Annotated in this window: 25 protein-coding genes; 5 read left to right on the forward strand and 20 right to left on the reverse strand. The window is 69.6% G+C overall.

Annotated features, from left to right (window positions below):
* Window positions 1–47: 47 nt before the first annotated feature.
* From ACFWMR_RS33205 to ACFWMR_RS33265, 13 genes are all read right to left on the reverse strand, one after another.
* On the reverse strand, window positions 48–371 hold the full coding sequence (locus ACFWMR_RS33205; RefSeq protein WP_003096226.1) for a DUF2469 domain-containing protein: 324 nt from the start codon (window positions 369–371) through the stop codon (window positions 48–50).
* Window positions 368–1,147 (reverse strand): ribonuclease HII, encoded by a 780-nt coding sequence (locus tag ACFWMR_RS33210; RefSeq protein WP_378381243.1) that lies wholly within the window; start codon window positions 1,145–1,147, stop codon window positions 368–370. The genes ACFWMR_RS33205 and ACFWMR_RS33210 overlap by 4 nt, the downstream gene beginning before the upstream one ends.
* A 58-nt stretch (window positions 1,148–1,205) precedes the next feature.
* A complete protein-coding gene (gene lepB / locus ACFWMR_RS33215; RefSeq protein ID WP_093932949.1) occupies window positions 1,206–2,135 on the reverse strand; it encodes a signal peptidase I in 930 nt (309 codons plus the stop codon).
* Between the two features lie 31 nt (window positions 2,136–2,166).
* Window positions 2,167–2,535, reverse strand: coding sequence for a 50S ribosomal protein L19 (rplS, locus tag ACFWMR_RS33220; RefSeq protein ID WP_005154717.1), 369 nt, complete (start codon window positions 2,533–2,535; stop codon window positions 2,167–2,169).
* Between the two features lie 181 nt (window positions 2,536–2,716).
* Window positions 2,717–3,481 carry a tRNA (guanosine(37)-N1)-methyltransferase TrmD gene (trmD, locus tag ACFWMR_RS33225; RefSeq protein WP_093932948.1) on the reverse strand — a complete coding sequence of 255 codons (765 nt, stop codon included), beginning with the start codon at window positions 3,479–3,481 and terminating at the stop codon, window positions 2,717–2,719.
* Window positions 3,481–3,993, reverse strand: a complete 513-nt coding sequence (rimM, locus tag ACFWMR_RS33230) for a ribosome maturation factor RimM (protein WP_378381224.1) — start codon at window positions 3,991–3,993, stop codon at window positions 3,481–3,483. Before rimM ends, trmD begins: the two co-directional genes overlap by 1 nt.
* A gap of 15 nt (window positions 3,994–4,008) precedes the next feature.
* Complete coding sequence (locus ACFWMR_RS33235; protein WP_003103110.1) at window positions 4,009–4,248, reverse strand: RNA-binding protein; 240 nt, start codon at window positions 4,246–4,248, stop codon at window positions 4,009–4,011.
* Complete coding sequence (gene rpsP, locus ACFWMR_RS33240) at window positions 4,245–4,691, reverse strand: 30S ribosomal protein S16 (protein WP_005154724.1); 447 nt, start codon at window positions 4,689–4,691, stop codon at window positions 4,245–4,247. Before rpsP ends, ACFWMR_RS33235 begins: the two co-directional genes overlap by 4 nt.
* A 157-nt stretch (window positions 4,692–4,848) precedes the next feature.
* The gene (locus ACFWMR_RS33245) at window positions 4,849–5,655 is read right to left on the reverse strand and encodes a CPBP family intramembrane glutamic endopeptidase (RefSeq protein ID WP_378381225.1); all 807 of its coding nucleotides are present in this window, start codon (window positions 5,653–5,655) and stop codon (window positions 4,849–4,851) included.
* A 57-nt stretch (window positions 5,656–5,712) separates the two neighbouring features.
* Entirely contained in the window at window positions 5,713–6,462 is a 750-nt protein-coding gene (locus ACFWMR_RS33250) for a CPBP family intramembrane glutamic endopeptidase (RefSeq protein WP_093932945.1), read from the reverse strand.
* 45 nt (window positions 6,463–6,507) lie between these two features.
* Entirely contained in the window at window positions 6,508–7,581 is a 1,074-nt protein-coding gene (locus tag ACFWMR_RS33255) for an amidohydrolase family protein (RefSeq protein WP_378381226.1), read from the reverse strand.
* Between the two features lie 3 nt (window positions 7,582–7,584).
* Window positions 7,585–9,126: a signal recognition particle protein gene (gene ffh, locus ACFWMR_RS33260; protein WP_093932943.1), complete on the reverse strand. Its 1,542-nt coding sequence runs from the start codon at window positions 9,124–9,126 to the stop codon at window positions 7,585–7,587.
* Between the two features lie 109 nt (window positions 9,127–9,235).
* Window positions 9,236–9,727 (reverse strand): MarR family winged helix-turn-helix transcriptional regulator, encoded by a 492-nt coding sequence (locus ACFWMR_RS33265; protein WP_378381227.1) that lies wholly within the window; start codon window positions 9,725–9,727, stop codon window positions 9,236–9,238.
* 71 nt (window positions 9,728–9,798) lie between these two features.
* Here ACFWMR_RS33265 and ACFWMR_RS33270 point away from each other — a divergent pair, with 71 nt between their 5' ends.
* On the forward strand, window positions 9,799–10,656 hold the full coding sequence (locus ACFWMR_RS33270) for an NAD(P)H-binding protein (protein ID WP_378381228.1): 858 nt from the start codon (window positions 9,799–9,801) through the stop codon (window positions 10,654–10,656).
* 247 nt (window positions 10,657–10,903) lie between these two features.
* Here the strand turns inward: ACFWMR_RS33270 and ku are convergent, their stop codons facing one another.
* The 5 genes from ku to ACFWMR_RS33295 form a co-directional block, all read right to left on the reverse strand.
* Entirely contained in the window at window positions 10,904–11,773 is an 870-nt protein-coding gene (ku, locus tag ACFWMR_RS33275; RefSeq protein ID WP_378381229.1) for a non-homologous end joining protein Ku, read from the reverse strand.
* A 50-nt stretch (window positions 11,774–11,823) separates the two neighbouring features.
* Window positions 11,824–12,216, reverse strand: a complete 393-nt coding sequence (locus tag ACFWMR_RS33280; protein WP_093932989.1) for a hypothetical protein — start codon at window positions 12,214–12,216, stop codon at window positions 11,824–11,826.
* A 124-nt stretch (window positions 12,217–12,340) separates the two neighbouring features.
* Window positions 12,341–14,650, reverse strand: coding sequence for a [protein-PII] uridylyltransferase (locus ACFWMR_RS33285; RefSeq protein ID WP_378381230.1), 2,310 nt, complete (start codon window positions 14,648–14,650; stop codon window positions 12,341–12,343).
* A gap of 9 nt (window positions 14,651–14,659) precedes the next feature.
* Window positions 14,660–14,998, reverse strand: coding sequence for a P-II family nitrogen regulator (locus tag ACFWMR_RS33290; protein ID WP_020630602.1), 339 nt, complete (start codon window positions 14,996–14,998; stop codon window positions 14,660–14,662).
* On the reverse strand, window positions 14,995–16,389 hold the full coding sequence (locus ACFWMR_RS33295) for an ammonium transporter (RefSeq protein WP_167406019.1): 1,395 nt from the start codon (window positions 16,387–16,389) through the stop codon (window positions 14,995–14,997). Before ACFWMR_RS33295 ends, ACFWMR_RS33290 begins: the two co-directional genes overlap by 4 nt.
* A 175-nt stretch (window positions 16,390–16,564) precedes the next feature.
* On the opposite strand from ACFWMR_RS33295, the gene ACFWMR_RS33300 reads away from it, so the two are divergent.
* Genes ACFWMR_RS33300 through ACFWMR_RS33310 form a run of 3 tightly spaced genes read left to right on the forward strand, consistent with a single transcriptional unit; the run spans window position 16,565 to window position 18,275 of the window.
* Complete coding sequence (locus ACFWMR_RS33300; protein WP_378381231.1) at window positions 16,565–17,425, forward strand: putative RNA methyltransferase; 861 nt, start codon at window positions 16,565–16,567, stop codon at window positions 17,423–17,425.
* Window positions 17,425–18,042, forward strand: coding sequence for a (2Fe-2S)-binding protein (locus tag ACFWMR_RS33305; RefSeq protein WP_378381232.1), 618 nt, complete (start codon window positions 17,425–17,427; stop codon window positions 18,040–18,042). The genes ACFWMR_RS33300 and ACFWMR_RS33305 overlap by 1 nt, the downstream gene beginning before the upstream one ends.
* A gap of 56 nt (window positions 18,043–18,098) precedes the next feature.
* Complete coding sequence (locus ACFWMR_RS33310; RefSeq protein WP_167406018.1) at window positions 18,099–18,275, forward strand: hypothetical protein; 177 nt, start codon at window positions 18,099–18,101, stop codon at window positions 18,273–18,275.
* Here the strand turns inward: ACFWMR_RS33310 and alc are convergent.
* Window positions 18,266–19,282: an allantoicase gene (alc, locus tag ACFWMR_RS33315; RefSeq protein WP_378381233.1), complete on the reverse strand. Its 1,017-nt coding sequence runs from the start codon at window positions 19,280–19,282 to the stop codon at window positions 18,266–18,268. The genes ACFWMR_RS33310 and alc overlap by 10 nt on opposite strands.
* Before the next feature lies 1 nt (window position 19,283).
* Window positions 19,284–20,612, reverse strand: a complete 1,329-nt coding sequence (gene allB, locus ACFWMR_RS33320) for an allantoinase AllB (RefSeq protein WP_378381234.1) — start codon at window positions 20,610–20,612, stop codon at window positions 19,284–19,286.
* 104 nt (window positions 20,613–20,716) lie between these two features.
* On the opposite strand from allB, the gene ACFWMR_RS33325 reads away from it, so the two are divergent.
* Window positions 20,717–21,193, forward strand: coding sequence for a helix-turn-helix domain-containing protein (locus ACFWMR_RS33325; RefSeq protein ID WP_093932936.1), 477 nt, complete (start codon window positions 20,717–20,719; stop codon window positions 21,191–21,193).
* Window positions 21,194–21,199: the final 6 nt, after the last annotated feature.

Below are 21,199 nucleotides of genomic sequence, written 5' to 3' on the forward strand. Positions count from 1 at the left end.
CACCGCGCCTGGCGCGGTGAAGGGGGCCTTCACGTACTTGCGAAAGATCAGCCGGAGAACGGACCGTCCTCAGGCAGGCGAAGATCGGGCTTGTCGAGTTCCTCGACGTTGACGTCCTTGAACGTGATGACCCGGACGTGCTTGACGAACCTGGCGGGCCGGTACATGTCCCAGACCCACGCGTCGGACATCCGGACCTCGAAGTACACCTCGCCGCCGCCGTCGCGCACCTGCACGTCGACGGCGTTGGCCAGATAGAACCGCCGCTCGGTCTCCACCACGTACGAGAACTGGCCGACTATGTCGCGATACTCGCGGTAAAGCGAGAGCTCCATCTCGGTCTCGTACTTCTCGAGATCCTCTGCGCTCATGAAATCCGCGCCCCTCCTCGCGATTCTGCTGCTACTCCAGCGGCGGAGCGTTCATTGTTACCCACGTACGGGCCGAGGGCACGTATCGGCACGCTCGGGTTTTCCAGCGCGGCGACGGTCAGCACGACCGGGTGAGGCGGTCGCACCCGGTGCGCGGCGGCCGCGGTGGCCACGTTGGCGTACGACCAGCGATGCACCGGACTCGGGCCGTGAGTGTCCAACGCCGCGCTGTGGTCGGTGGTGCTGTACCCCTTGTGCACGTCGAAACCGTAGTGCGGGTGGACGTCGTGCAGGTCGCCCATGATCCGGTCGCGCGTGACCTTGGCCAGCACGGACGCCGCCGCCACGCACGCGACGGCCTTGTCCCCCTTGATCACCGGGACGCTCGGGGCGGGCAGCCCGGACACGCGAAAGCCATCGGTCAGGACGTAGCCCGGCGTGTCCCGCAGCGCCGAAACAGCACGCCGCATGCCTTCGAGGTTCATGACGTGGATGCCGAACAGATCGACCTCGGCCGCCGGGATGACGATGACCGCGTAGTCGACGGCACGCTTCACGATCCGGTCGTAGACCCGGTCGCGAGCCTTGGCCGTGAGCACCTTCGAGTCGGTGAGCTCGGGCAGGCGGGCGGCGTCACCGGGGCGCAGGACACAGGCGGCCACGACGAGCGGGCCGGCGCAAGCACCGCGCCCTGCCTCGTCGACTCCGGCCACGGGGCCGAGGCCCCGCCGGTCCAGCGCACCCTGCAAACCCCAGAAGAGGTCGCCACGCACCACTGCCCGCGGCGGCCGAAGGGGATCGGCCGGTGTGAGCGGAACAGGAACTCTCAAGGCCTTACCGCCTCCGGTCGACCGCCTTGCGCACTCCGGACGACATCCGCCTGCCGAGGAACACCACGGGCCACGCCGCGGCGATGCCGACGCCCAGGGGAAGCCCCTGCTGCCAAGCCGGCGCTCCGAGCGCCAGCGGCTGCGCGTTCGCCTGCGGGTTGTGATCCGAAACGCCACCCCAGCGGCCGGGCGGGAGCACGATGACACGCGCCTTGCCGATGATGTTGTCGACCGGGACGGCGCCGTTCACGCCTCCGCCGCCCTGGAACCGGGAGTCGCTCGAGTTGTTGCGGTTGTCGCCCATGACCCAGACGTATCCGGCGGGCACCTTGACCGGGTCGAACGTCTTCTGGGTGGGCGGCAAGCCCTCTTCCCAGTGGATGTACGGCTCGTCTAGCGCCTTGCCGTCCACGACGACCCGGTTGTTGTCGCAACACTGCACCGTCTGGCCGCCGACCGCGATGATCCGCTTGACGAAGTCGCGCTCGTCCGGCGGCGCGAACCCGATCAGCGAACCGAGCGCGCGGAAGCCGGTGACGAAGATGTTGCTGGACTCCGGCGTCTCGATCTCGCCTGCCCAGGCGGGCGGTCCCTTGAAGACCACCACGTCACCCGGGCCGGGATCGGTGAAGTCGTACGTGATCCGGTCGACCAGGATCCGGTCCCCCGTGCACCCGGCGCAGCCGTGCAGGGTGGTCTCCATGGATCCCGAGGGGATCATGTAGACCTTGGCGAGGAACTGCTGGATCAGGATCGTCAGCACGAGTGCGACGACGATCAGGATCGGCAGTTCCTTCCAGAACGACCGCTTCTTGTTGACCTTGCCGAATTTCTTGGAACCGGATCGGCCCCGTCGGGAGGCCCGGGTGGGGCGCTCCTCGTCGGGGCGATCGGGTTCGTCTTCGGAGGTGTTCTGGGACACGGGTTCGACCACGACGCCAGGTTACCTGTAACCGAGTGGCTACCTACTTGGCGGAGGTCGTCTCGCGGTTTTCGCGGCGTTCCTTGATCTTGGCGGCCTTGCCGCGAAGCTCACGGAGGTAGTACAGCTTCGCGCGGCGGACGTCGCCGCGCTTGAAGACCTCGACCTCGGCGATGTTCGGCGAGTGCACCGGGAAGGTGCGCTCCACGCCGATGCCGAACGACACCTTGCGGACCGTGAAGGTCTCGCGGATGCCGCCGCCCTGGCGACGCAGCACGACGCCCTGGAAGATCTGGTTACGCTCGCGGTTGCCCTCGATGACGCGGACGTGAACCTTGAGCGTGTCGCCCGGTCGGAAGTCCGGGATGTCGGAACGCAGTGACTGCGCGTCCAGCGCGTCCAGGGTGTTCATCGGTGGTCCGTCCTCGTCTTCGTATGGCTTACGTACAGCTTGGGCGCGCAGTGTCGGGCACTGCGACCTACCCGGGGGCTATGGCGTTCCGGCCGACCTCGCGGTTTTACGACGGACAGTGTCCGAAGTACAAATTCGCGCGTCTGCTCACGCCAACCTGTCAAGTATTGCAGACCGGCACTCAGGTGGTTGACCCGGCCTGGCCGGTGTCCTCGCCCAACCGGTCGAGGACCTTGAGATCGTGCTTGTCGAGACTACCTTCCGGCAGCAGGCCGATCAGTTCGGGCCTGCGCCGTACGGTGCGTTCCAGCGCCTGGTCGCGGCGCCAGCGGTCGATCAGCGCGTGGTTCCCGGAGCGCAGGACGTCCGGTACGGCCAGGTCGCGCCAGACCTCGGGCCGGGTGTAGCTGGGGCCTTCGAGCAGGCCGTCGGAGAACGAGTCCTCCTCGGCGGAGCGGGCGTTGCCGAGCACTCCGGGCAGCAGCCGGACGACGGCCTCGACCATCACCAGGACCGCGGCCTCGCCGCCGACGAGCACGTAGTCGCCGATGGAGACCTCGTCGACGGGCATCCGCTTAGCGGCGTCGTCGATCACCCGCTGGTCGATGCCCTCGTAGCGGCCGCACGCGAACACCAGGTGTTCCTCGGCGGCGTACTGGTGGGCCATGGCCTGGGTGAACGGGCGGCCGGCGGGGGTGGGGACCACGAGACGGGTGTTCTCGCCGCAGACGTCGTCCAGGGCGGGGCCCCAGATCTGCGGTTTCATCACCATGCCGGGTCCGCCGCCGTACGGCGCGTCGTCGACCGCGCGGTGGACGTCGTGCGTCCAGTTCCGCAGGTCGTGCACGCCGACCTCGATGAGGCCGCGGTCGATCGCGCGGCCGAGCAGCGCGGCGCGGAGCGGGTCGAGGTATTCGGGGAAGATCGTGACGACGTCGAGGCGCATCAGGCGTCCAGCAGGCCTTCCGGCGGGTCGAGGACCACGCGGCCGCCCGCGACGTCGACGGCCGGGACGATCGCCTTCACGAACGGCACCAGCACCTCGCGTCCGTCGTGCTCGATCGACAGCAGTTCCCCGGCGGGTGAGTGCACGATTTCGAGCACCTTGCCGACGAGCGTGCCATCGGTGAGTTCGGCCCGCAGGCCTTCGAGTTCGTGGTCGTAGAACTCGTCGGGGTCTTCGGTCGGCGGCAGCGTCGAGGTGTCGGCGATCAGCAGCGCGCCGCGGAGGGTTTCCGCGACGTCCCTGGTCAGCACCTCTTCGAAACGCACCAGCAGCCGCCCGCTGTGTTCGCGGGCGGCTGCGATGGTGAGGTTCCTGCTGCTGCCGTCACGCAGCTTCGTCGTGACGGCCGAACCGACCGCGAACCGCTGTTCCGGCGAGTCCGTGCGCACGTCCACCGCGAGTTCCCCGCGGATTCCGTGCGCCTTGGCGATCCGGCCGACTACGACGTCCATCCCGTTGGTCCTTGGTCAGCGATCGGTGTCGACGACGTCCACGCGGACGCCGCGGCCACCGATGCCGCCCATGACGGTGCGCAGGGCGGTCGCGGTACGACCGCCCCGGCCGATCACCTTGCCGAGATCGTCGGGGTGCACGTGCACCTCGAGCGTGCGGCCACGACGCGTGGTCAGCAGCTCGACCCGGACCTCGTCCGGGTTGTCGACGATCCCGCGCACCAGGTGCTCGAGGGAGTCAGCGAGGAAGCTCACGCCTCGGCCTTGTCACCCTCGGCGGCTTCGGCCTTGTCGGCTTCGGCCTTCTTCGGGGCGGACTTCTTCTTCGGCGTGGTGGCCTCGGCGGAGGCCGAGTCACCGGCGGCGGCGAGCGCGGCGTTGAACAGGTCCTGCTTCGACGGCTTCGGCTCGGCGACCTTCAGGGTGCCCTCGGCGCCCGGCAGGCCCTTGAACTTCTGCCAGTCACCGGTGATCTCGAGGATGCGCTGGACCGGCTCGGTCGGCTGGGCGCCGACGGACAGCCAGTGCTGGGCCCGCTCGGTGTCGACCTCGATGAAGCTCGGCTCTTCCTTGGGGTGGTACTTGCCGATCGTCTCGATGGCCTTGCCATCACGGCGGGTGCGCGCGTCGGCGACGATGATGCGGTAGTACGGCGCACGGATCTTGCCGAGACGCTGCAGCTTGATCTTGACGGCCACGGGTGTGGGTACTCCTCAGTTCTCTCTGATGCATGTGGAAGGCGCACGCCTGCCGCGTGGGGACACGGCTGCGCACACCCGAAGGGTGAGCTCGGGCGCGGTGAGAGGGTCCGGCCAAAGCAGGCAAGCGAACATTCTGCCAGATGCCACCCGGCCGTCAGAACGCGGCTATCCCGAGCGAGGCGAGCAGGATCGTCACGGCCGGGAGGAAGTTGTTCACCTGATGGGCGACCACGCTGCCGAGCAGCCGTCCGGTGAACACCCTGGCCAGTCCGATCGGGATCGCGATCACCAGCAGCAACGTGGTGCGCAGCGGTTCGAGGTGGCTCGCCGCGAAAACGGCCGTGGAGACCAGGAACGCCGCGATCCTCCCCCAGCGTTCGGTGCGCCACGTCAGCCGTTCGACCGCTCCCCACAGCAGGCCGCGGTAGATGATCTCCTCGCAGATCGGCCCGACCAGCCACAGGTAGATGAACATCACGACGGCCGCCGAGACCGACATCCGCCGGTCTTCCACGAGCGCGCTGATCGCCGAGGTCGCGTTCTCGTTGCCCACGATCTGCGTCCAGGCCCAGGCGGCGAGCGAGGTGAACCCGAGCCCCAGCACCCCGAGTTTGAGGCCGACCTTGACGTCGGCCCAGCTCCAGCCGATCCGCAGGTCGACGAGCGGGCCGTTGCCCCGCAGCCGGGTGATCAGCAGCGCGGCACCGGCCGCGATCATCGTCGGCACCATCGTGCCCAGCAGCACCATGCGCATCGGCAGGGGCTGGCCGGGCTGGACGTCACCGAGCAGGACACTGATGAACGCCGCCGACGCCAGCAGGACGGCCTCCACCAGCAGGAAGGCCCCGAATCCCCAGCGATGCGGCGGTGGTGTGCCGGGCGCGGCCACCTCACCTCCGGCGATGACTTCGTCCGGCGGCGCGGCCTCGGGGATCGGCTCCCTGGGCTGAGATACGGTCACGCCGATCCTCCGGTGATCGTTCGGTTACTCACAGACTCTAACCGCCTCCGGCGGCGGTCACCTCGCCGCGAAGAGCAATACAGCCGGAGGGAGGTTGTTGGCGGCGTGCGCGATGACGGCCGCGCTCACCCGGCCGGAAAGATAGCGGGCGAGGCCGATGGCGATGCCCTGGCCGAACAGCGCGATCGTGCGCGCGGCTTCCCCGTGCAGCTGGGCGAACACCAGCGCGGTGACCAGCAGGATCACCCACGATGGCAGGCGGTGGAAGCCCATCGCGTTCCAGAGCGTGCCGCGGAAGAGCAGTTCTTCGGTGACCGGAGCGGCGAGGACGACGATGACCGCGGCCAGTACCAGCCAGATCGTGTCCCCATCGGCGGTACCCGACAGTTCCGTGATCGGGCTCGGCGAGACGTCGGAGAAGGTCCTGTCGTCGCCGTCGGTCCCGTAGACGGCCAGCAGGAGCAGGTTGAGGAGGTAGCCGGCGGCGAGCGCGGCCGCCCCGCAGGCGAGCCCGATCCGGACGTCGCGCCAGGTGGGTCTGAGCCCGAAGTCCGTGCGGAGCCCCTGCCCCCAGACGCGAGAGCCGATGGCGGGGCCGAGGCCGAGCACGAGGGTCGGCAGGAACGCGAGGATCAGCAGCGGGCCGACGTCACGGAGTTCGAGCGGGTCGTAGCCGCCGAAGCGGCCTGACAGCAAGAAGCTCATGACGAGCGTGACGAGGTGGTATCCGGCGATGCCCGCGAAGAACGCTACGAACCCCCAATGCGCTCCGAGCACCAAGCGCTCGCGAGCTTGTCCGTCGTCCACCACGCCTCCACGCTAGGTACCGCTCCGGTCACGGATGGAGGCGGGTCAGGCGTAGATCTTGCCACGCAGCACGATGTGGCTCGGATTCCGGAGCACCGCGAGGTTCTTACGCGGATCTTCGGCGTAGACAAGGAGATCCGCCGAAGCGCCGTCGATGATCCCCGGCACGCCGAGCCATTCGCGCGCGGCCCACGACGCCGACGCCAGCGCCTGTTCGGCGGACATGCCTGCCTTGTGCAGCGCCTCGATCTCGTCGACGAGCCTGCCGTGCTCGACCATTCCGCCCGCGTCGCTTCCGGCGTACACCCGGACGCCCGCCTCGATCGCCGTCGAGACCATTTCGCCGACGCCCGCGTGCAACGCGCGCATGTGGTCGGCGTAGACCGGGTACTTGCCCGCCTTGTCGGCGATGCCCGGGAAGTTCTCGATGTTGATCAGGGTCGGCACGAGCGCGATCCCGCGTTCGGCGAGGACTCCCAGCTGGTCCGGGGAGAGTTCCGTGCCGTGTTCGAGGCAGTCGATCCCCGCGCCGATCAGGCCCGGCAAGGCGGCTTGGCCGAACACGTGCGCCGTCACCTTGGCTCCCTCGGCGTGCGCGACGGCGATGGCCTCGGCGAGGACGTCGTCGGGCCACAGCGGCGCCAGGTCGCCGACGCCGCGGTCGATCCAGTCGCCGACGAGCTTGACCCAGCCGTCGCCGTCACGGGCCTGTTCGGCGACCGCCTTCGGCAGCTCGGAAGGGTCTTCGAGTTCGATGCCCAGACCGGGGATGTAGCGCTTGCGCAGGGCGAGATGCCGTCCGGCGCGGATGATCCGCGGCAGGTCGGCTCGCTCCTGCAACGGCCGGACGTCGATCGGCAGCCCGCAGTCGCGGATCAGCAGCGTCCCGGCGTCGCGATCGGTGATCGCCTGCCCGGCGGCCTCTTCGATCGTGGTCGGACCGCCGACGCCGATCCCGGGATGGCAATGCGCGTCGACCAGTCCGGGGACCAGAAAGCCTTCCCGGACGACGGTTTCCGCTCCGGCGACCGGTTCGGTGGTGATCCGGCCGCCGGTGACCCACAGCTCGCGATGCTCGCCGTCCGGCAGGACGACCCCCGCCAGGTGCAGCGCCTCCACGGGCTACTTGTCCTTCGGCAGCTTGAACTTCTTCGGGTCGAACCCGGGGACGTCGTTCATGCCGCCGAGCTGGGAGAGGTCGGGCATCCCGCCGGGGCCGCCGGGCATCCCGCCCGGGGGCAGCATCGGCATGCCGCCGGGGAAGCCGCCGCGGACCTTGGGCTGCGTCGGGCCGCGCCCCTTGCCCTTCTTCCCCTTCTTGCCCTTGCGGTTCTTGCTGCCGCCGCCTCCGCCGCCGAAGCCGAAGCGGCCCGCCATCTGCGCCATCATCTTGCGCGCCTCGAAGAACCGGTTGACCAGGTCGTTGACCTCGCGGATGGAGACGCCCGAGCCCTTCGAGATCCGGATCCGGCGGGAGGCGTTGATGATCTTCGGGTCATCGCGCTCGGCGGGGGTCATGCCGCGGATGATCGCCTGCAGCTTGTCGAGCTGCTTGTCGTCGACCTGCGCGAGCTGGTCCTTCATCTGCCCGGCGCCGGGCAGCATGCCGAGCAGGTTGCCGATCGGGCCCATCTTGCGGACCGCGAGCATCTGCTCGAGGAAGTCTTCGAGGGTGAGCTGGCCGCTGCCGAGCTTGGCCGCGGTCTGCTCGGCCTTCTCCTGGTCGAAGTGCTGCTCGGCCTGCTCGATGAGGCTGAGCACGTCACCCATGCCGAGGATCCGGCTGGCCATCCGGTCCGGGTGGAAGAGGTCGAAGTCCTCGAGCTTCTCGCCGTTCGACGCGAACAGGATCGGCTGGCCGGTGACCTGACGGACCGAAAGCGCGGCACCACCGCGGGCGTCACCGTCGAGCTTGGTGAGCACGACGCCGGTGAAGCCGACACCGTCACGGAACGCCTCGGCCGTGGTGACCGCGTCCTGACCGATCATCGCGTCGACGACGAACAGCGTCTCGTCGGGCGAAACGGCGTCGCGGATGTCCGCGGCCTGCTTCATCAGCTCTTCGTCGACACCGAGACGACCGGCGGTGTCGACCAGGACGATGTCGTGCTGGGCGCGCTTCGCCTCGTCGATGGCGCGGCGGGCGACGTCGACCGGGTCGCCGACACCGTTTCCGGGCTCGGGCGCGAAGACCGCGACCCCGGCCCGCTCACCGACGACCTGGAGCTGCGTGACCGCGTTGGGGCGCTGGAGGTCACAGGCGACCAGCATCGGCGCGTGGCCCTGCTTCTTCAGCCACATCGCGAGCTTGCCGGCGAGCGTGGTCTTACCGGCACCCTGGAGACCCGCGAGCATGATGACCGTCGGCGGGTTCTTCGCGAACGTGAGCCGCCTGGTCTCGCCGCCGAGGATGGTGACGAGTTCCTCGTTGACGATCTTGATGACCTGCTGCGCCGGGTTCAGCGCGCCGTGCACCTCGGCGCCCTTGGCGCGTTCCTTGATACGGGCGATGAAGTCCTTGACCACGGAGAGCGCGACATCCGCCTCGAGCAGCGCGATACGGATCTCGCGCGCGGTGGCGTCGATGTCGGCGTCGGAGAGCCTGCCCTTGCGAGACAGGGTCTGCAGGGCGGACGTGAGCCGATCGGAGAGGGTGTCGAACACGGGTGTGCACGCTCCAGCTGGGTCGTTGTGGCTCGCCGGTACGAACCGGCGGCTTCCCAGGGTAGTCGGTGTCCGACGCCGGCGTTGACGCGGTTGCGGACGGCCCCGCCTATTCGCTTTCCCCGGCAAGGTCCCCGGTCGCGTCTTTCCCCGCCGCGGTGGCGCGCCGCAGGAAATCGCCGATCAGGTCCAGCTCGGCGTCGGTGTAGCCGCCGCAGAGATCGTCCATCTTCGCGTTCATCCCGGCCAGGTGCCGGTATATCTCGGCGTCGCGATCGCCGGTCACCGCGACGACGACCGCGCGACGGTCGACCGCGTCCCGCGGCCGGTCACGGGTGACCCAGCCCGCGCGTTGCAGCCGGTCCAGCACGCCGGTCATCGTCGCCGGATGCAGGCCCGCCTGCTTCGCGAGCGCGCTCGGGCTGAGCGGGCCGTGCAGGTTGAGCAGCTCGAGGCAGTCGAAGTCCACCGGCTTGAGCGCGACCTTGGCGCTGAGCTGGTGATTGAAGAGCGCGAGCTGGTTGTTCAGCTCGCGCAGGGCCCCTTTGATCCCCGCGACTTTCCGTCGCCGAGGCCGCCCGCCCGATGTTACGGAAGTCATATTATCTCGTTCCCATGCTCCGAAGTGATACGGTTTCCATATTGTATGACAGCGAGTAAGGGGGACTTGTCATGTACCTGATCACCGGGGCCAGCGGTCTGGTCGGGCGGCCGCTGGTCGCCAAGCTCGCCGAGGAGGGCGTGCGCGTCCGCGCGGTGACCCGCGACGCGAAAGCCACGTCCGGCTGGCCTTCCGGAGTCGAAGTCGTCGAAGGGGATCCGTCGGTTCCCGAAACCATCGCCCCCTTCATGGCGGGCGTCACCGGGATCTTCCTGCACTCCCGGGCCGCGGCCGCCGCCCCCGCGGAAGTACTCGCGCTGGCGAAGGACCACGGCGTGCGACGAGTCGTCGCGTTGTCCGCCACCAACGTCGACGAGCCGGCGGAGGACCAGCCGTCACGTTTCCAGGGCGACCGGAACAAGGAGACCGAGCGAGCCGCCGTCGACAGCGGGCTGGACTGGGTGAGCGTGCGGGCGTCCTTCTTCGCGGCCAACACCCGGCTGACCTGGGCGGGCCAGATCAGGGCGGGCGATGTCGTCGCCGGCCCGTTCGCAAACTTCGCCGAGGCGCCGCTGCACGAGCGGGACCTGGCCGACGTGGTGGCCCGCGCGCTGGTGACCGACGGGTTCACGGGCCGGAAACTCGAACTGACCGGACCGCGATCGCTCACGCACGCGGAAATGGTCGGGATGATCGGCACGGTGCTCGGCAGAACCTTGCGGTACCAGGAAGTTCCGGCCGACGCGGCCGCGGGGAGCATGATCGCGCGAGGCTTTCCCGAAGCCTTCGTCGAGGCGCTGATGAACCGGTACCGGCGGCTCGCCGGGAAGCCCGGTCTCGTGACCGACGGCGTGGCCGAAGCACTCGGACGCCCACCGCGGAGCTACGCGGACTGGGTCGCGGACAACGCCTCGGCGTTCCGGGCTTGACGCGAAACAGGGCTCCGGGACCGGTCGCCCCTCGCAAACCGGTACCGGAGCCCCTACGGAAGACTCGCCTCCCCGCGAGCCGACCGTGAGCACACTTGGCGAGTTTCGCGGGATTCGGTCTCGCCGGACCCCCAGTACCAGGCGATTTCCGCTCCCCGCGCTCTCTCCGCGCGATGGCATAACCATGCCCGGTCACCGCGGGGTCACGGCAGCGTGAAGACCCCCAACTGTCCCTGGGTAGAACTACTCAACTGGTCTCGGCGCGCGTTTTGGCCGACGAAGCCTTCTTCGCCCGCGTCCGCGCCTGACGCGCCTTGTCCGCGGCGTCCTTGGCCTTCGCGACCGGGGCACGGTCGGCTTCGACGGCACTCCGCTGCAAGGCCGCCAGCAGTCGCGTCACGCCCTCCGCCTGCTCGGCGGCTGTCGGCTGGAGGACGTCGTCCCCGTCCAGTTTCGCCTGGATGAGCGCTTCGAGCGCCTCCCGGTAGCGATCGGTGTACCGGGCCGGTTCGAAGTCCTCCGTGAGGTCTTCGATCAGCGAGACCGCGTTCCGCAGCTCCCCACGCCGCAGGTCGACGTCCTCGTGGAGGAACGGGAAGTCGGGCCGCCGGATCTCGTCGGGCCACAGCATCGTCTCGAGCAGGATCACCTGGTCCCGCACGCGCAGCGCGCCCAGCGTCTCGCGCTGCCGCAGCGTCACCTTCACGATCGCGATGCGCCCGGACTGCTGCAACGCCTCGCTCAGCAGCATGTACGGCTTCGTACCCGAGGGCTCCGGTTCGAGGTAGTAGCTGCGCGAGAAGTACATCGAGTCGACCTGCTCGGCCGGGGTGAAGCCGACGACGTCCATCGACTGGGTGGTCGGCGCGAGCAGTGACGCGAAGTCACCGCCGGTCAGCAGGACGACGTCGCCGTTGGGAACGGGGTGCCCCTTGGCGATCTCGGTCGTGGGCACTTCGGCGCCGTCGACCTCGCAGACCCACTTCACCCGGATCCTGCCGCCGTCCGGCTCGTGCACCTGGTGGAGGGGGACGCTGTGTTCTTCGGTCGCGCTGTACGCCTTCACCGGGATGGCGTAAGTCCCGAATCCGATCGTGCCTTTCCACACCGCGCGCATGGCCCACCTCCGCCAGGTCAGCGTATCCACGCGCCGAAGCGGCGGAACAGCTACAAACGGGTGTCAGGGGCCACTGATTCGCTCACACATTCGAATGACGGGCGTGATTCGGCGAGCGCTTCGGCCGAACAGTCGACAGCGGTGGCGGCCGCTCGGAGTACTTCCGCGACGACCTCGACGTCGACCAGCGGAGCGGTGGACAACGCGCCCTCGCCGCCCACCTCGACCCGGCCCGCCATGCCTTCGAGCGCGATGGCCAGCGCCTGCTGGCCCGCGACGAGGTGCCGGACCACCTTGAGCAGCTCGGGAACGGTCGCGGCGGTGCCGGACGCGGTCAGGGAGACGGCGAGGTCGTCCGCGCAGGCCCGGAAGTGGGAGGCGACGACGGTCGGCGGCAACGAGGTCCGCTGGGGCCCGGGTGAGTCCTGCTCGTGACCGAGCACGCGCTCACCGCCCCTCCGGATCCTTCGGGTTTCGACCGCGCACATCCTGCCACCGTCACCCTCCGCACTTCGCGCGACACCCCGGGGCGGGAGCAAGGGACCTTTGCTCCCGCCTCCGGGGCCGTCAAGAAGCGGCCGCCAGCAGCGCGGCTTCGATCTTGGACCGCCACGCCTGGTCGACCCGGCCGGTCCGCGGCGCGACGGCGAACGAGTCGACGACGGCGCCACCGAGGGTCGCCACCTTCGCCCAGCGCACCTCGGCCTCGCATCGGCGCAGCGCGCCCGCGACCCGGTACAGCAGCCCGATCCGGTTCGCGGCCCGCAGTTCGACCACGACCGTGTCCTGCCCGCTGGTCTCGTCGTCGAACCAGATCACCTTCGCGTTCGCCGTGGGAGTCTCGCCGTAGTCCCGTTCCTTCGCCGCGAGCCGTTGCGTGAGCGGCAGCGTCCCGGCCACCGCCCGCGCGAACTGCTCACGCAGCAACGTGACGTCGGGCAGCGAGCCGAACTTCGGCGACGCCGTGAACACACCCGCCCGTCCCCCGTCGTGCCCGCGCAGCACCGCCGCGTGGACCTCCAGGGAGTTCAGCGCGAGCACCCCGGCGGCAGGCGCCAGGAGTTCGGCGCGGGCCGGGACCGCGAGCACCACGGTCACGACCTTGCCCGCCGCGGTGATCCGCACCTCGCCACGACCGGACGCGACGGCTTCGGCGACGAGCTCCCGTTGTTCGGCCCCCATCGGCTCCGGTGGCACGAAACCCTTGCCGTGCAAAGCTTCCTCGCAACCGGACACGAGTTCGGCGAGCAGCCTGGCCTTCCAGTCGGTCCACACGCCCGGCCCGGTGGCCAGTGAGTCGGCCGTCGTCAGCGCGTGCAGGAGTTCCAGCAGGACCAGGTTGTCGTCGAGGGTCTTCGTCACCCGCTGGATCGTGGCCGGATCGCTGATGTCCCGCCGCGTCGCGGTGTGCGGCAACAGCAGGTGATGCCGGACCATCGCCGCCACCAGCGCCGAATCGCCCTTCGACAGCCCGAGCCGGACCGCGACCTGGGCGCTGATCTTCGCGCCGAGTTCGGAATGGTCCGCGTCGCGGCCCTTGCCGATGTCGTGCAGCAGCGCGCCGATCAGCAGCAGATCCGGCCGCGAAACGGTGGTCGTCAGTTTCGACGCCTCGACGGCGGCGCGCACGAGATGCCTGTCGACGGTCCACGAATGCACCGGCGACCTCGGCGGGAGATCCCGCACCGCACCCCATTCGGGGAACAGCCGCGCCCACAGGCCCGTCCGGTCGAGCGCCTCGACCGCGTCGACCAGCCCCTCGCCCGCGCCGAGCAGTTCCACCAGCGCCTTGAGGGCGTCGGCGGGCCAGGGCGCGCGCAGTTCCGGCGCGGTGTCGGCGAGCGTCCGCAAGGTCCCGTGCGCGATGGGCTTGCGGATCCGCGCCGACGCCGCCGCGACCCGCAGCAGCAGCGCCGGGTCCTTGGCAGGCAGCGCGTCCCGCGCCAGCGCCACCTCGTTCCCGTGCAGCACGACACCTTCGTCGAGCGGCGTCCGCACCGGCCGCCGCCCGAACCGCGCCTTGGGCGGCTCCACAGTGGACCGGATTGCCACGTCGACCGCGTACGCGATCGTCCGTCCGATACCGGAAAGCTTGCGCGCCAAGGTGAACCTGTCGCCGAAGCCGAGTTCACCCGCGACCGTTTCGGCCTCCGGGGCGCTGAGGATGTCCCGCTCCCGGCGCAGTTCCCGGCGCAACTCAGTCCGGACGTCGAGCAGCAGGCTCTTGGCCGCCAGCAGTTCCTCGCCGGGCCTCGCTGTCAACTGTGCGGCCGCGAGTGCCTCCAAGACGGCGAAGTCGCGAAGCCCGCCTCGGCCGTGTTTGAGGTCCGGCTCGGCGGACTGCGCGATCTCACCGCTGCGAGCCCAGCGCTGGTGCACCGAGTCCGACAGTTCGCCGACCCGTTTCCGGGCGGTCCGCCGCCATTGGTCCCGGGCGGCGGCCCCCAGTCTGGCCGTGATTTCGGCGTCCCCCGCGATGTGACGGATGTCGAGCAGTCCCATCGCGGTCCGCAGATCCTCGGACGCCACCTTCAGCGCCTCACCCGGTGTGCGGACCGAGTGGTCGAGGCCGATCTTGGCGTCCCACAACGGGTACCAGATCGCGTCGGCGATCTCGCCGACACCGCTGTTGCCGTTGTGCAGCAACAGCAGGTCGAGGTCGGAGAAGGGCACCAGCTCGCGGCGCCCCAGGCCGCCGACGGCCGCCAGCGCGACACCGGGTTCAGCGGTGTCGACGCCGGCCGCCGCGGCGCCCTTGCCCAACCAGAATTCGTAGAGGTCGACCAGCGCCGCCCGCAACGCGGACGCGCCCAGCCTCCCGTGCCTGCCCTCGAGCAATCGCTCGGTGGCCTTGACCAGCTCACCCCCGTCGGCCATCCCTGACGCCTATAGCGCGTCCGAGCCGCGCTCGCCGGTGCGTACCCGGATCACCGTCTCGACCGGTGTCACCCAGATCTTGCCGTCGCCGATCTTGCCGGTGTGGGCGGCGGTGGTGATCGCGTCGAGGACCTTTTCGACGTTCGAATCGTCGGTGACGACCTCGACCCGCAGCTTCGCCACGAAGTCGACGGAGTACTCCGCACCCCGGTAGACCTCGGTGTGGCCCTTCTGCCTGCCGTAGCCCTGCACCTCGCTGACCGTCATGCCGAGCACGCCCAGCTGTTCCAGCGCGGAGCGGACGTCGTCGAGCGTGAACGGCTTGACGATCGCGGTGATCAGCTTCATGCCTTGCTCTCCTCGAGTTTCGTGGCCGCGTTTCCGGTGGGCGCCTTGACCGGGATGCTGGTCGGCTGGCCGAGGCCGCCGCCCGAACCGGTGAAGTCGTACGCGCTCTCCGCGTGCTGGGCCTCATCGATACCACTGACCTCGTCCTCCGCGCTGACGCGGAACCCGCCGAGCTTCTTGATCACCCAGCCGATGACGAAGGTGAGCACGAACGAGTAGCCGAGGACCACGGCGGCCGCGAGCGCCTGCTTGCCCAGCTGGCCGAGGCCACCGCCGTAGAACAGGCCGTCGACGCCGAGCGAGTTGACGCTGGTGGTGCCGAAGAAGCCGATGAGCAGCGTACCGACGAGACCACCCACGAGGTGGACGCCGACGACGTCGAGGGAGTCGTCGAAACCGAAGCGGAACTTGAGGCTGATCGCCAGGGCGCACAGGGCACCGGCGATCAGACCGATCGCGATGGCACCCAGCGGGCTGACGAACCCGGCCGCCGGGGTGATCGCGACGAGACCCGCGACGGCACCGGAGGCGGCGCCGAGGGTGGTCGGTTTGCCGACCTTGATCTGCTCGACGACCAGCCAGCCGAGGATCGCGGCCGCGGTCGCGACGGTGGTGTTGGTGAACGCGACGGCGGCGAGATCGTTGGCGGCCAGCGCCGAACCGGCGTTGAAGCCGTACCAGCCGAACCACAGGAGCGCGGCGCCCAGGAGCACGAACGGCACGTTGTGCGGGCGCCCGGTGCCCTTGGGCCAGCCCTTGCGCTTGCCGAGCACGATCGCGAGCGCCAGGCCCGCCGCGCCGGCGTTGATGTGGACCGCGGTACCGCCCGCGAAGTCCAGCGCCTTGAGCTGGTTGGCGATCCAGCCGCCGACCGAATCGGCGCCGATGAAGCCGTCGAACGAGAACACCCAGTGCGCGACCGGGAAGTACACGATGGTCACCCACACCGCGACGAACAGCGTCCAGCCCCAGAACTTGGCGCGGTCGGCGATGGCACCGGAGATCAGCGCGGGCGTGATGATCGCGAACATCAGCTGGAACATCACGAAGGCGAACAGCGGCAGCCCGTCCGCGCCGGGCCAGGCGACCTCGGGCGTGGTGCTCGTCGCGGCGGTCGCGAAGCCGGCGAGCTTGCCGGAAATGGTCGAAAGACCCGCGAAGTCGAAGTTACCGAGCAGCCCTCCGCCCACGTCGTTGCCGAAAGCCATCGTGAAGCCGTACAGCGTCCAGAGGACGCCGACGACGGCGAGCGCGATGAAGTTCATCATCAACATGTTCAGAACGCTCTTCGCGCGGACCATGCCGCCGTAGAAGAACGCCAATCCCGGTGTCATGAGCATGACCAGCGCGGCGCTGATCAACACCCATGCGGTGTCTCCTGCGTTCAGCACAATCTTCCTCCCGTGCCTGGGGTGTACTGCGCAGGAATCCTTGGACCGGGGTGTTTCCTCGGGCCGCGATTCAGGTTTCACCCGCGTGAACTGTCGGTACGGCGTTGTTACACGCAGGTTTCCGGGAACCCGGTGCGTTCTGTCCGGTTGCGAAACGTCGTGGTCGAATATCCCCATGGACACGCGTGAGCACGGCAATGACCCACTGCCACCGGAGGTCGTCCGGTCGCTGCTGTGCTCGGTCTGCGGTGACCCGGTCGGGTCAGCCGGGCGCACGGTGCGTTGCGAGCGGGGCCACTCGTTCGACGTGGCGAAGCAGGGTTACGTCAATCTTCTGCACGCGCGCATCCCGGCCGGCACGGCGGACACCGCGCCGATGGTCGCGGCCCGCGTCGACCTGCTCTCTTCGGGCGCCTATCTGCCTCTCGCCGACGCCCTCGCGAAGGTGGCTTCGGAGCACGTCGGGAACGGGCTGATCATCGACGCCGGGGCGGGCACGGGGTACTACCTCGCGCACGTGCTCGACGCCGTCCCCGCCGCGTACGGACTGGCGCTCGACGTCTCCGCCGTCGCCCTGCGCCGGGCCGCTCGCGCGCACACGCGCGCGGGCGCGGCCGTGTGGAATCTGTGGGAACCCTGGCCGGTGGCGGACTCGAGCGCGTCACTGATCCTCAACGTCTTCGCGCCCCGCAACGCCCCGCAGTTCCACCGCGTCCTGACCGCGGACGGGCTGCTGGTCGTCGCGACGCCGAACCCCGGGCATCTGCGGGAGCTGGGCGACCTGGTGATCTCCGTCGACGGCGGCAAGGACGCGCGGCTGGAGGAAACCCTCGGTGAGCGTTTCAGCCGGGTGGACCGGCTCGAAGTCGCCCAGCGGGTGAAGTTGTCGCCCGCCCAGGTCCGCCAAGTCGTCGAGATGGGCCCGAGCGCGCATCACCTCCACCGTGACGGACGACGGGAACGCCTCGACGCGATCACCGGTCCGGTGGACGTCACCACGTCGTTCAGCGTCACCCTGTACCGGCCGGTGCCCTGATGGAGGCGCCCGCGACCCTGCTCGCCGACGCCGCCTGGGTCAGCGCCCGCGTCGGCGGCGCGGCGAAGCTCTACGGCTGCTCCCGGCCCGAAGTGCTCGGCACCATCTGGTGGTACTCGCTGTCCTCGGTCCTCGTCGCCCCCTCGGTGGAGTCCCTCGTGCGCGACGGCGCGCCCTTGGACCCGTCACTCGACGCCGTCACGATCGACCTCGTCCCGGACGGCCGCTTCACCGGCGCCCGCTCGTCACGGATCCTCGACGGCGGCCTGGCCGAACTCGGCGAGGCGTTCGCCGCGACGCTGGCCACGGCGATCGGGACGATCTCGGCCGTCACCGGAGCGAATCCGCGCGCGCTGGGCGCGATCGCGACGGATTCGATCGGCAACCGCCTCTTGTGGACCGGCGACACCGAACGCGCGATCTCGCTGGCGGCACCGCTCGTGGCCGCGATCGGTCTCGGGATGCCGGAGCCGCGGTTCTCCCGGATCGGGCGGAACACCGTGGTACGCCGTGCTTCTTGCTGCTTGATCTACGAAGCGGGCAATCCGAAATGCGCCAGCTGTCCCCGGCAGACGCCGGAGGAACGGGACCGGCGGCTTCGCGCGGCCCTCGGCTGATCCTCCGGCGCCGCCCCCTGACCAGCGCCGGGGGCGGCGCGTGAGAAGGTGGCGGTATGGCCAAACCGACGCCGTTGCAGCTCAGGAACATCGTCATGGCAGTGCTCATGGCGGGTGCCCTGGTGTGGAACCTGTCCATCGACGGCGCTTGGTGGCTCACCGCGATCTTCTCGATCGGGATCGTCCTGTCGCTGTTCTCCGCGTACCTGAACCGGCCCGGGGCTCAGCCCTGAGCGCCCTCGAAGCGCGCGGCGACATCGGCACGGCCTCGTTCGGAAAGCGCTCCGAAGAGGCGTAGGCGCGCCATGCCACCATCGGGGTAGATGTCGAGCCGGACTTCGGTCACCTCGGGTCCCGCGGCGAGCGCGAACCGGTGCCGCGTGTCCGGCTGCAACCGCGTCTTCGGCAGCAGCTCGGCCCACTCGCCGTCGCCGTCCCGCCCGCTCAGGGCCGCCCAGCCCGGCGCGTTGCCCTTGAGGTTGCTGTTGTCGAACTCGGCGAACCGGACGACGCCCGCGCCGGCCAGCCGCACGGTGACCCAGTCGTTCCCGTCATCGCGCCGCCGCGCTGTCTCCCAGCCCTCGGCCTGATGCGCGGCGAGCCCGGGTGAGAACAGGTTGTCGGGCGAGGAATAGAACATGTCGCTGCATCCGGTGACCACCGCGCCGTTCTCCAGCGCGGCCAGGTCGAGCGAGCCGGGGTCGAGCAGGCGCGGGTCCGGGATCGGCGTGCCGTGCACCCGCAGCCGGGCCACTCCGCCGTCCGGATGCATGGTCAGCCGGACGTGCGTGTAGCGCTTGCTCCCGCCGATCTCGAAGAAGTTCTCCGTGTGTCCCGCGGCCGCGCCGCGCTTCACCAGCACGTCCCAGTCCACTGTGGACAATTCGGCGGCACTGGGGTATCCCTCGGCGGCGCACGCCTCGACCGAGACGAACGGCGGGTAGTTCCCCTTGAAGAACGCGGTGTCCACGACGACGCCGGTGATCGCGCCCGCCAGGCCGAGCCGGACGACGGCCTGGTCGTCGCCGGGCTCACGGTGCCGTCGGGTCTCCCAGCCGTCGTAGACCTGCCCCTTCGGCCCGAACGTCTCCGTCCGGTGCGCGGGCACCCACGGATTGACCAGGTTCTCCTTCTCGGCGAACAACTCGTCCGTCGCCCACATCACGGTCCCGCCGAATTTCCGCGAGGCCAGGTCGGGCAGGGCAGTCCATTCAGGATGGTCGTTCACGGTCTCCTCCATCTCAGCAGTCACCCCGGGTCAGCAGAACGCCTGCCGGGTCGTCACCGGTGATCTCCTCGCCCCGCAACCACGTGCTCCGGACGACGCCCGCGAGCGGACGCCCGTGGTAGGCGCTGACCGGGTTGCGGTGCTTCAATTTCGCGACGTCGACGACGAAAGCCTCGTCGGGCGCGAACACGCTGAAGTCGGCGTCGTAGCCCGGCGCGAGGTGTCCCTTGCGCCGCATCCCCGCCTGCGCGGCCGGGTGTTCGGCCATCCAGCGGACGACGTCGGTGAGTGCGAAACCGCGCTGCCGCGCCTGGGTCCAGACCGCGGGCAGGCCGAGCTGCAGACCCGCGATCCCACCCCAGGCGAGCCCGAAATCGCCGCTGTCGAAGCGTTTCAGCTCCGGCGTGCACGGTGAATGGTCGGTCACCACGCAGTCGATGACACCGTCGGCGAGGCCTTGCCACAGCAGTTCCCGGTTCCCGGCTTCGCGGATCGGCGGGCAGCACTTGAACTGCGTCGCGCCGTCCCCGATCTCCTCCGCGGTGAAACTCAGATAGTGCGGGCAGGTCTCGGCGGTCAGCCGGACACCGTCGCGCCGCGCGCTCTCGACCATCGGCAGCGCGTCCGAAGACGACAGGTGCAGGATGTGCGCGCGGACGCCGGTCTTCCTGGCGAGCTCGATCACCTGCGCGATCGCCACGTTCTCCGCGCCGCGCGGACGCGAGTGCAGGAAGTCCTCATATTTCTCGCCGTGCGGATCGGGCGCGTGCTCGATCGCGTCGGAGTCCTCCGCGTGCACGATGATCATGCCGTCGAAGGTGCGCAGTTCGGTCATCGCCTCTTCGAGCCCGCGCGCGTCCAGCGGCGGGAACTCGTCGACACCGGAATGCAGCAGGAACGACTTGAAGCCGAACACCCCGGCCTCGTGCAGGCCGCGAAGATCCGCGAGATTGCTGGGGATCGCGCCACCCCAGAACCCGACGTCGACGTGCACCCGGCCCTCGGCGGTCTTGCGCTTCACCTCCAGCGACGCGACGTCGACCGTGGGCGGCAGGCTGTTCAGCGGCATGTCCACGATCGTGGTGACCCCGCCCGCCGCGGCCGCCCGGGTCGCCGAAGCGAAACCCTCCCATTCGGTGCGGCCGGGATCGTTGACGTGCACATGTGTGTCCACGAGACCCGGCAGCACCACGACGTCTTCGCCGAATTCGAGCACCCGCTCGCCGTCCAGCGCGGCTCCGGCGGGTTCCACCGCGACGATGCGGCCCTCGTCGACACCGATCGTCGCGGGCACCTCTCCGGCGGCCGTCACGGCTCGGGCGGCCTTGATCACCAGGTCCATCTAAAGCCTCCAACTTCCACTAGGTGGAATCGAGGTTTCGCACTCCGACATTAACTCCGGCCACCCTGCTCGTCAACGAGCCCGGGCGGCGCTACCTTCGCTTGGTGCAGTTAGAAGCCGAGTTCACCAGCGAACCGTTCCACGGCGAGGGTCCGCCACCCGAACACGCCGTCAAAGCCCGTGACACCGCGGAAGACGCGGGCCTTTCCGCCGATTTCGGCCCGCTCGGCACCCTCGTCCGCGGCGACGCCGACACCTTGCTCGACGCGCTCCCCGCCATCGCCAGGGCGGCGCTGAACGGCGGCGCGACCCGCGTGACCCTCCAGCTCCGGCAGGTCGGCGACGACACGGGCGAGCCCGCCGTCGAGCTGCACAGCGCGCTGGCCCGGCTCATCGGCGACGTCGAGCGCGAACTCGGCGGCAAGCTCGACACCCTCGACCGCGCGGCCAAGCAGCGCGCGGTGCGACTGCTCAAGGAACGCGGCGCTTTCGGCCTCCGCAAGTCGGTGTCGACCGTCGCCGAGGCACTGGGGGTCACGAGGTTCACGGTCTACAACTACCTCAACCGGGACCAAGACTGAAGAGCT

The organism is Amycolatopsis thailandensis (assembly GCF_042723255.1).
GTDB classification, from domain to species: Bacteria; Actinomycetota; Actinomycetes; order Mycobacteriales; family Pseudonocardiaceae; genus Amycolatopsis; species Amycolatopsis thailandensis.

What these genes read in the sequence shown, in the direction of transcription:
- ku (WP_378381229.1), bottom strand. Translation starts at nt 11,773, where the DNA reads ATGCGCGCGGTGTGGAAAGGCACGATCGGATTCGGGACTTACGCCATC.
- ACFWMR_RS33290 (WP_020630602.1), bottom strand. Translation starts at nt 14,998, where the DNA reads ATGAAGCTGATCACCGCGATCGTCAAGCCGTTCACGCTCGACGACGTC.
- ACFWMR_RS33300 (WP_378381231.1), top strand. Translation starts at nt 16,565, where the DNA reads ATGGACACGCGTGAGCACGGCAATGACCCACTGCCACCGGAGGTCGTC.
- ACFWMR_RS33205 (WP_003096226.1), bottom strand. Translation starts at nt 371, where the DNA reads ATGAGCGCAGAGGATCTCGAGAAGTACGAGACCGAGATGGAGCTCTCG.
- ACFWMR_RS33285 (WP_378381230.1), bottom strand. Translation starts at nt 14,650, where the DNA reads ATGGCCGACGGGGGTGAGCTGGTCAAGGCCACCGAGCGATTGCTCGAG.
- ACFWMR_RS33310 (WP_167406018.1), top strand. Translation starts at nt 18,099, where the DNA reads ATGGCCAAACCGACGCCGTTGCAGCTCAGGAACATCGTCATGGCAGTG.
- alc (WP_378381233.1), bottom strand. Translation starts at nt 19,282, where the DNA reads ATGGAGGAGACCGTGAACGACCATCCTGAATGGACTGCCCTGCCCGAC.
- ACFWMR_RS33305 (WP_378381232.1), top strand. Translation starts at nt 17,425, where the DNA reads ATGGAGGCGCCCGCGACCCTGCTCGCCGACGCCGCCTGGGTCAGCGCC.
- rplS (WP_005154717.1), bottom strand. Translation starts at nt 2,535, where the DNA reads ATGAACACCCTGGACGCGCTGGACGCGCAGTCACTGCGTTCCGACATC.
- rimM (WP_378381224.1), bottom strand. Translation starts at nt 3,993, where the DNA reads ATGGACGTCGTAGTCGGCCGGATCGCCAAGGCGCACGGAATCCGCGGG.
- ACFWMR_RS33270 (WP_378381228.1), top strand. Translation starts at nt 9,799, where the DNA reads ATGTACCTGATCACCGGGGCCAGCGGTCTGGTCGGGCGGCCGCTGGTC.
- allB (WP_378381234.1), bottom strand. Translation starts at nt 20,612, where the DNA reads ATGGACCTGGTGATCAAGGCCGCCCGAGCCGTGACGGCCGCCGGAGAG.
- trmD (WP_093932948.1), bottom strand. Translation starts at nt 3,481, where the DNA reads ATGCGCCTCGACGTCGTCACGATCTTCCCCGAATACCTCGACCCGCTC.
- ACFWMR_RS33265 (WP_378381227.1), bottom strand. Translation starts at nt 9,727, where the DNA reads ATGACTTCCGTAACATCGGGCGGGCGGCCTCGGCGACGGAAAGTCGCG.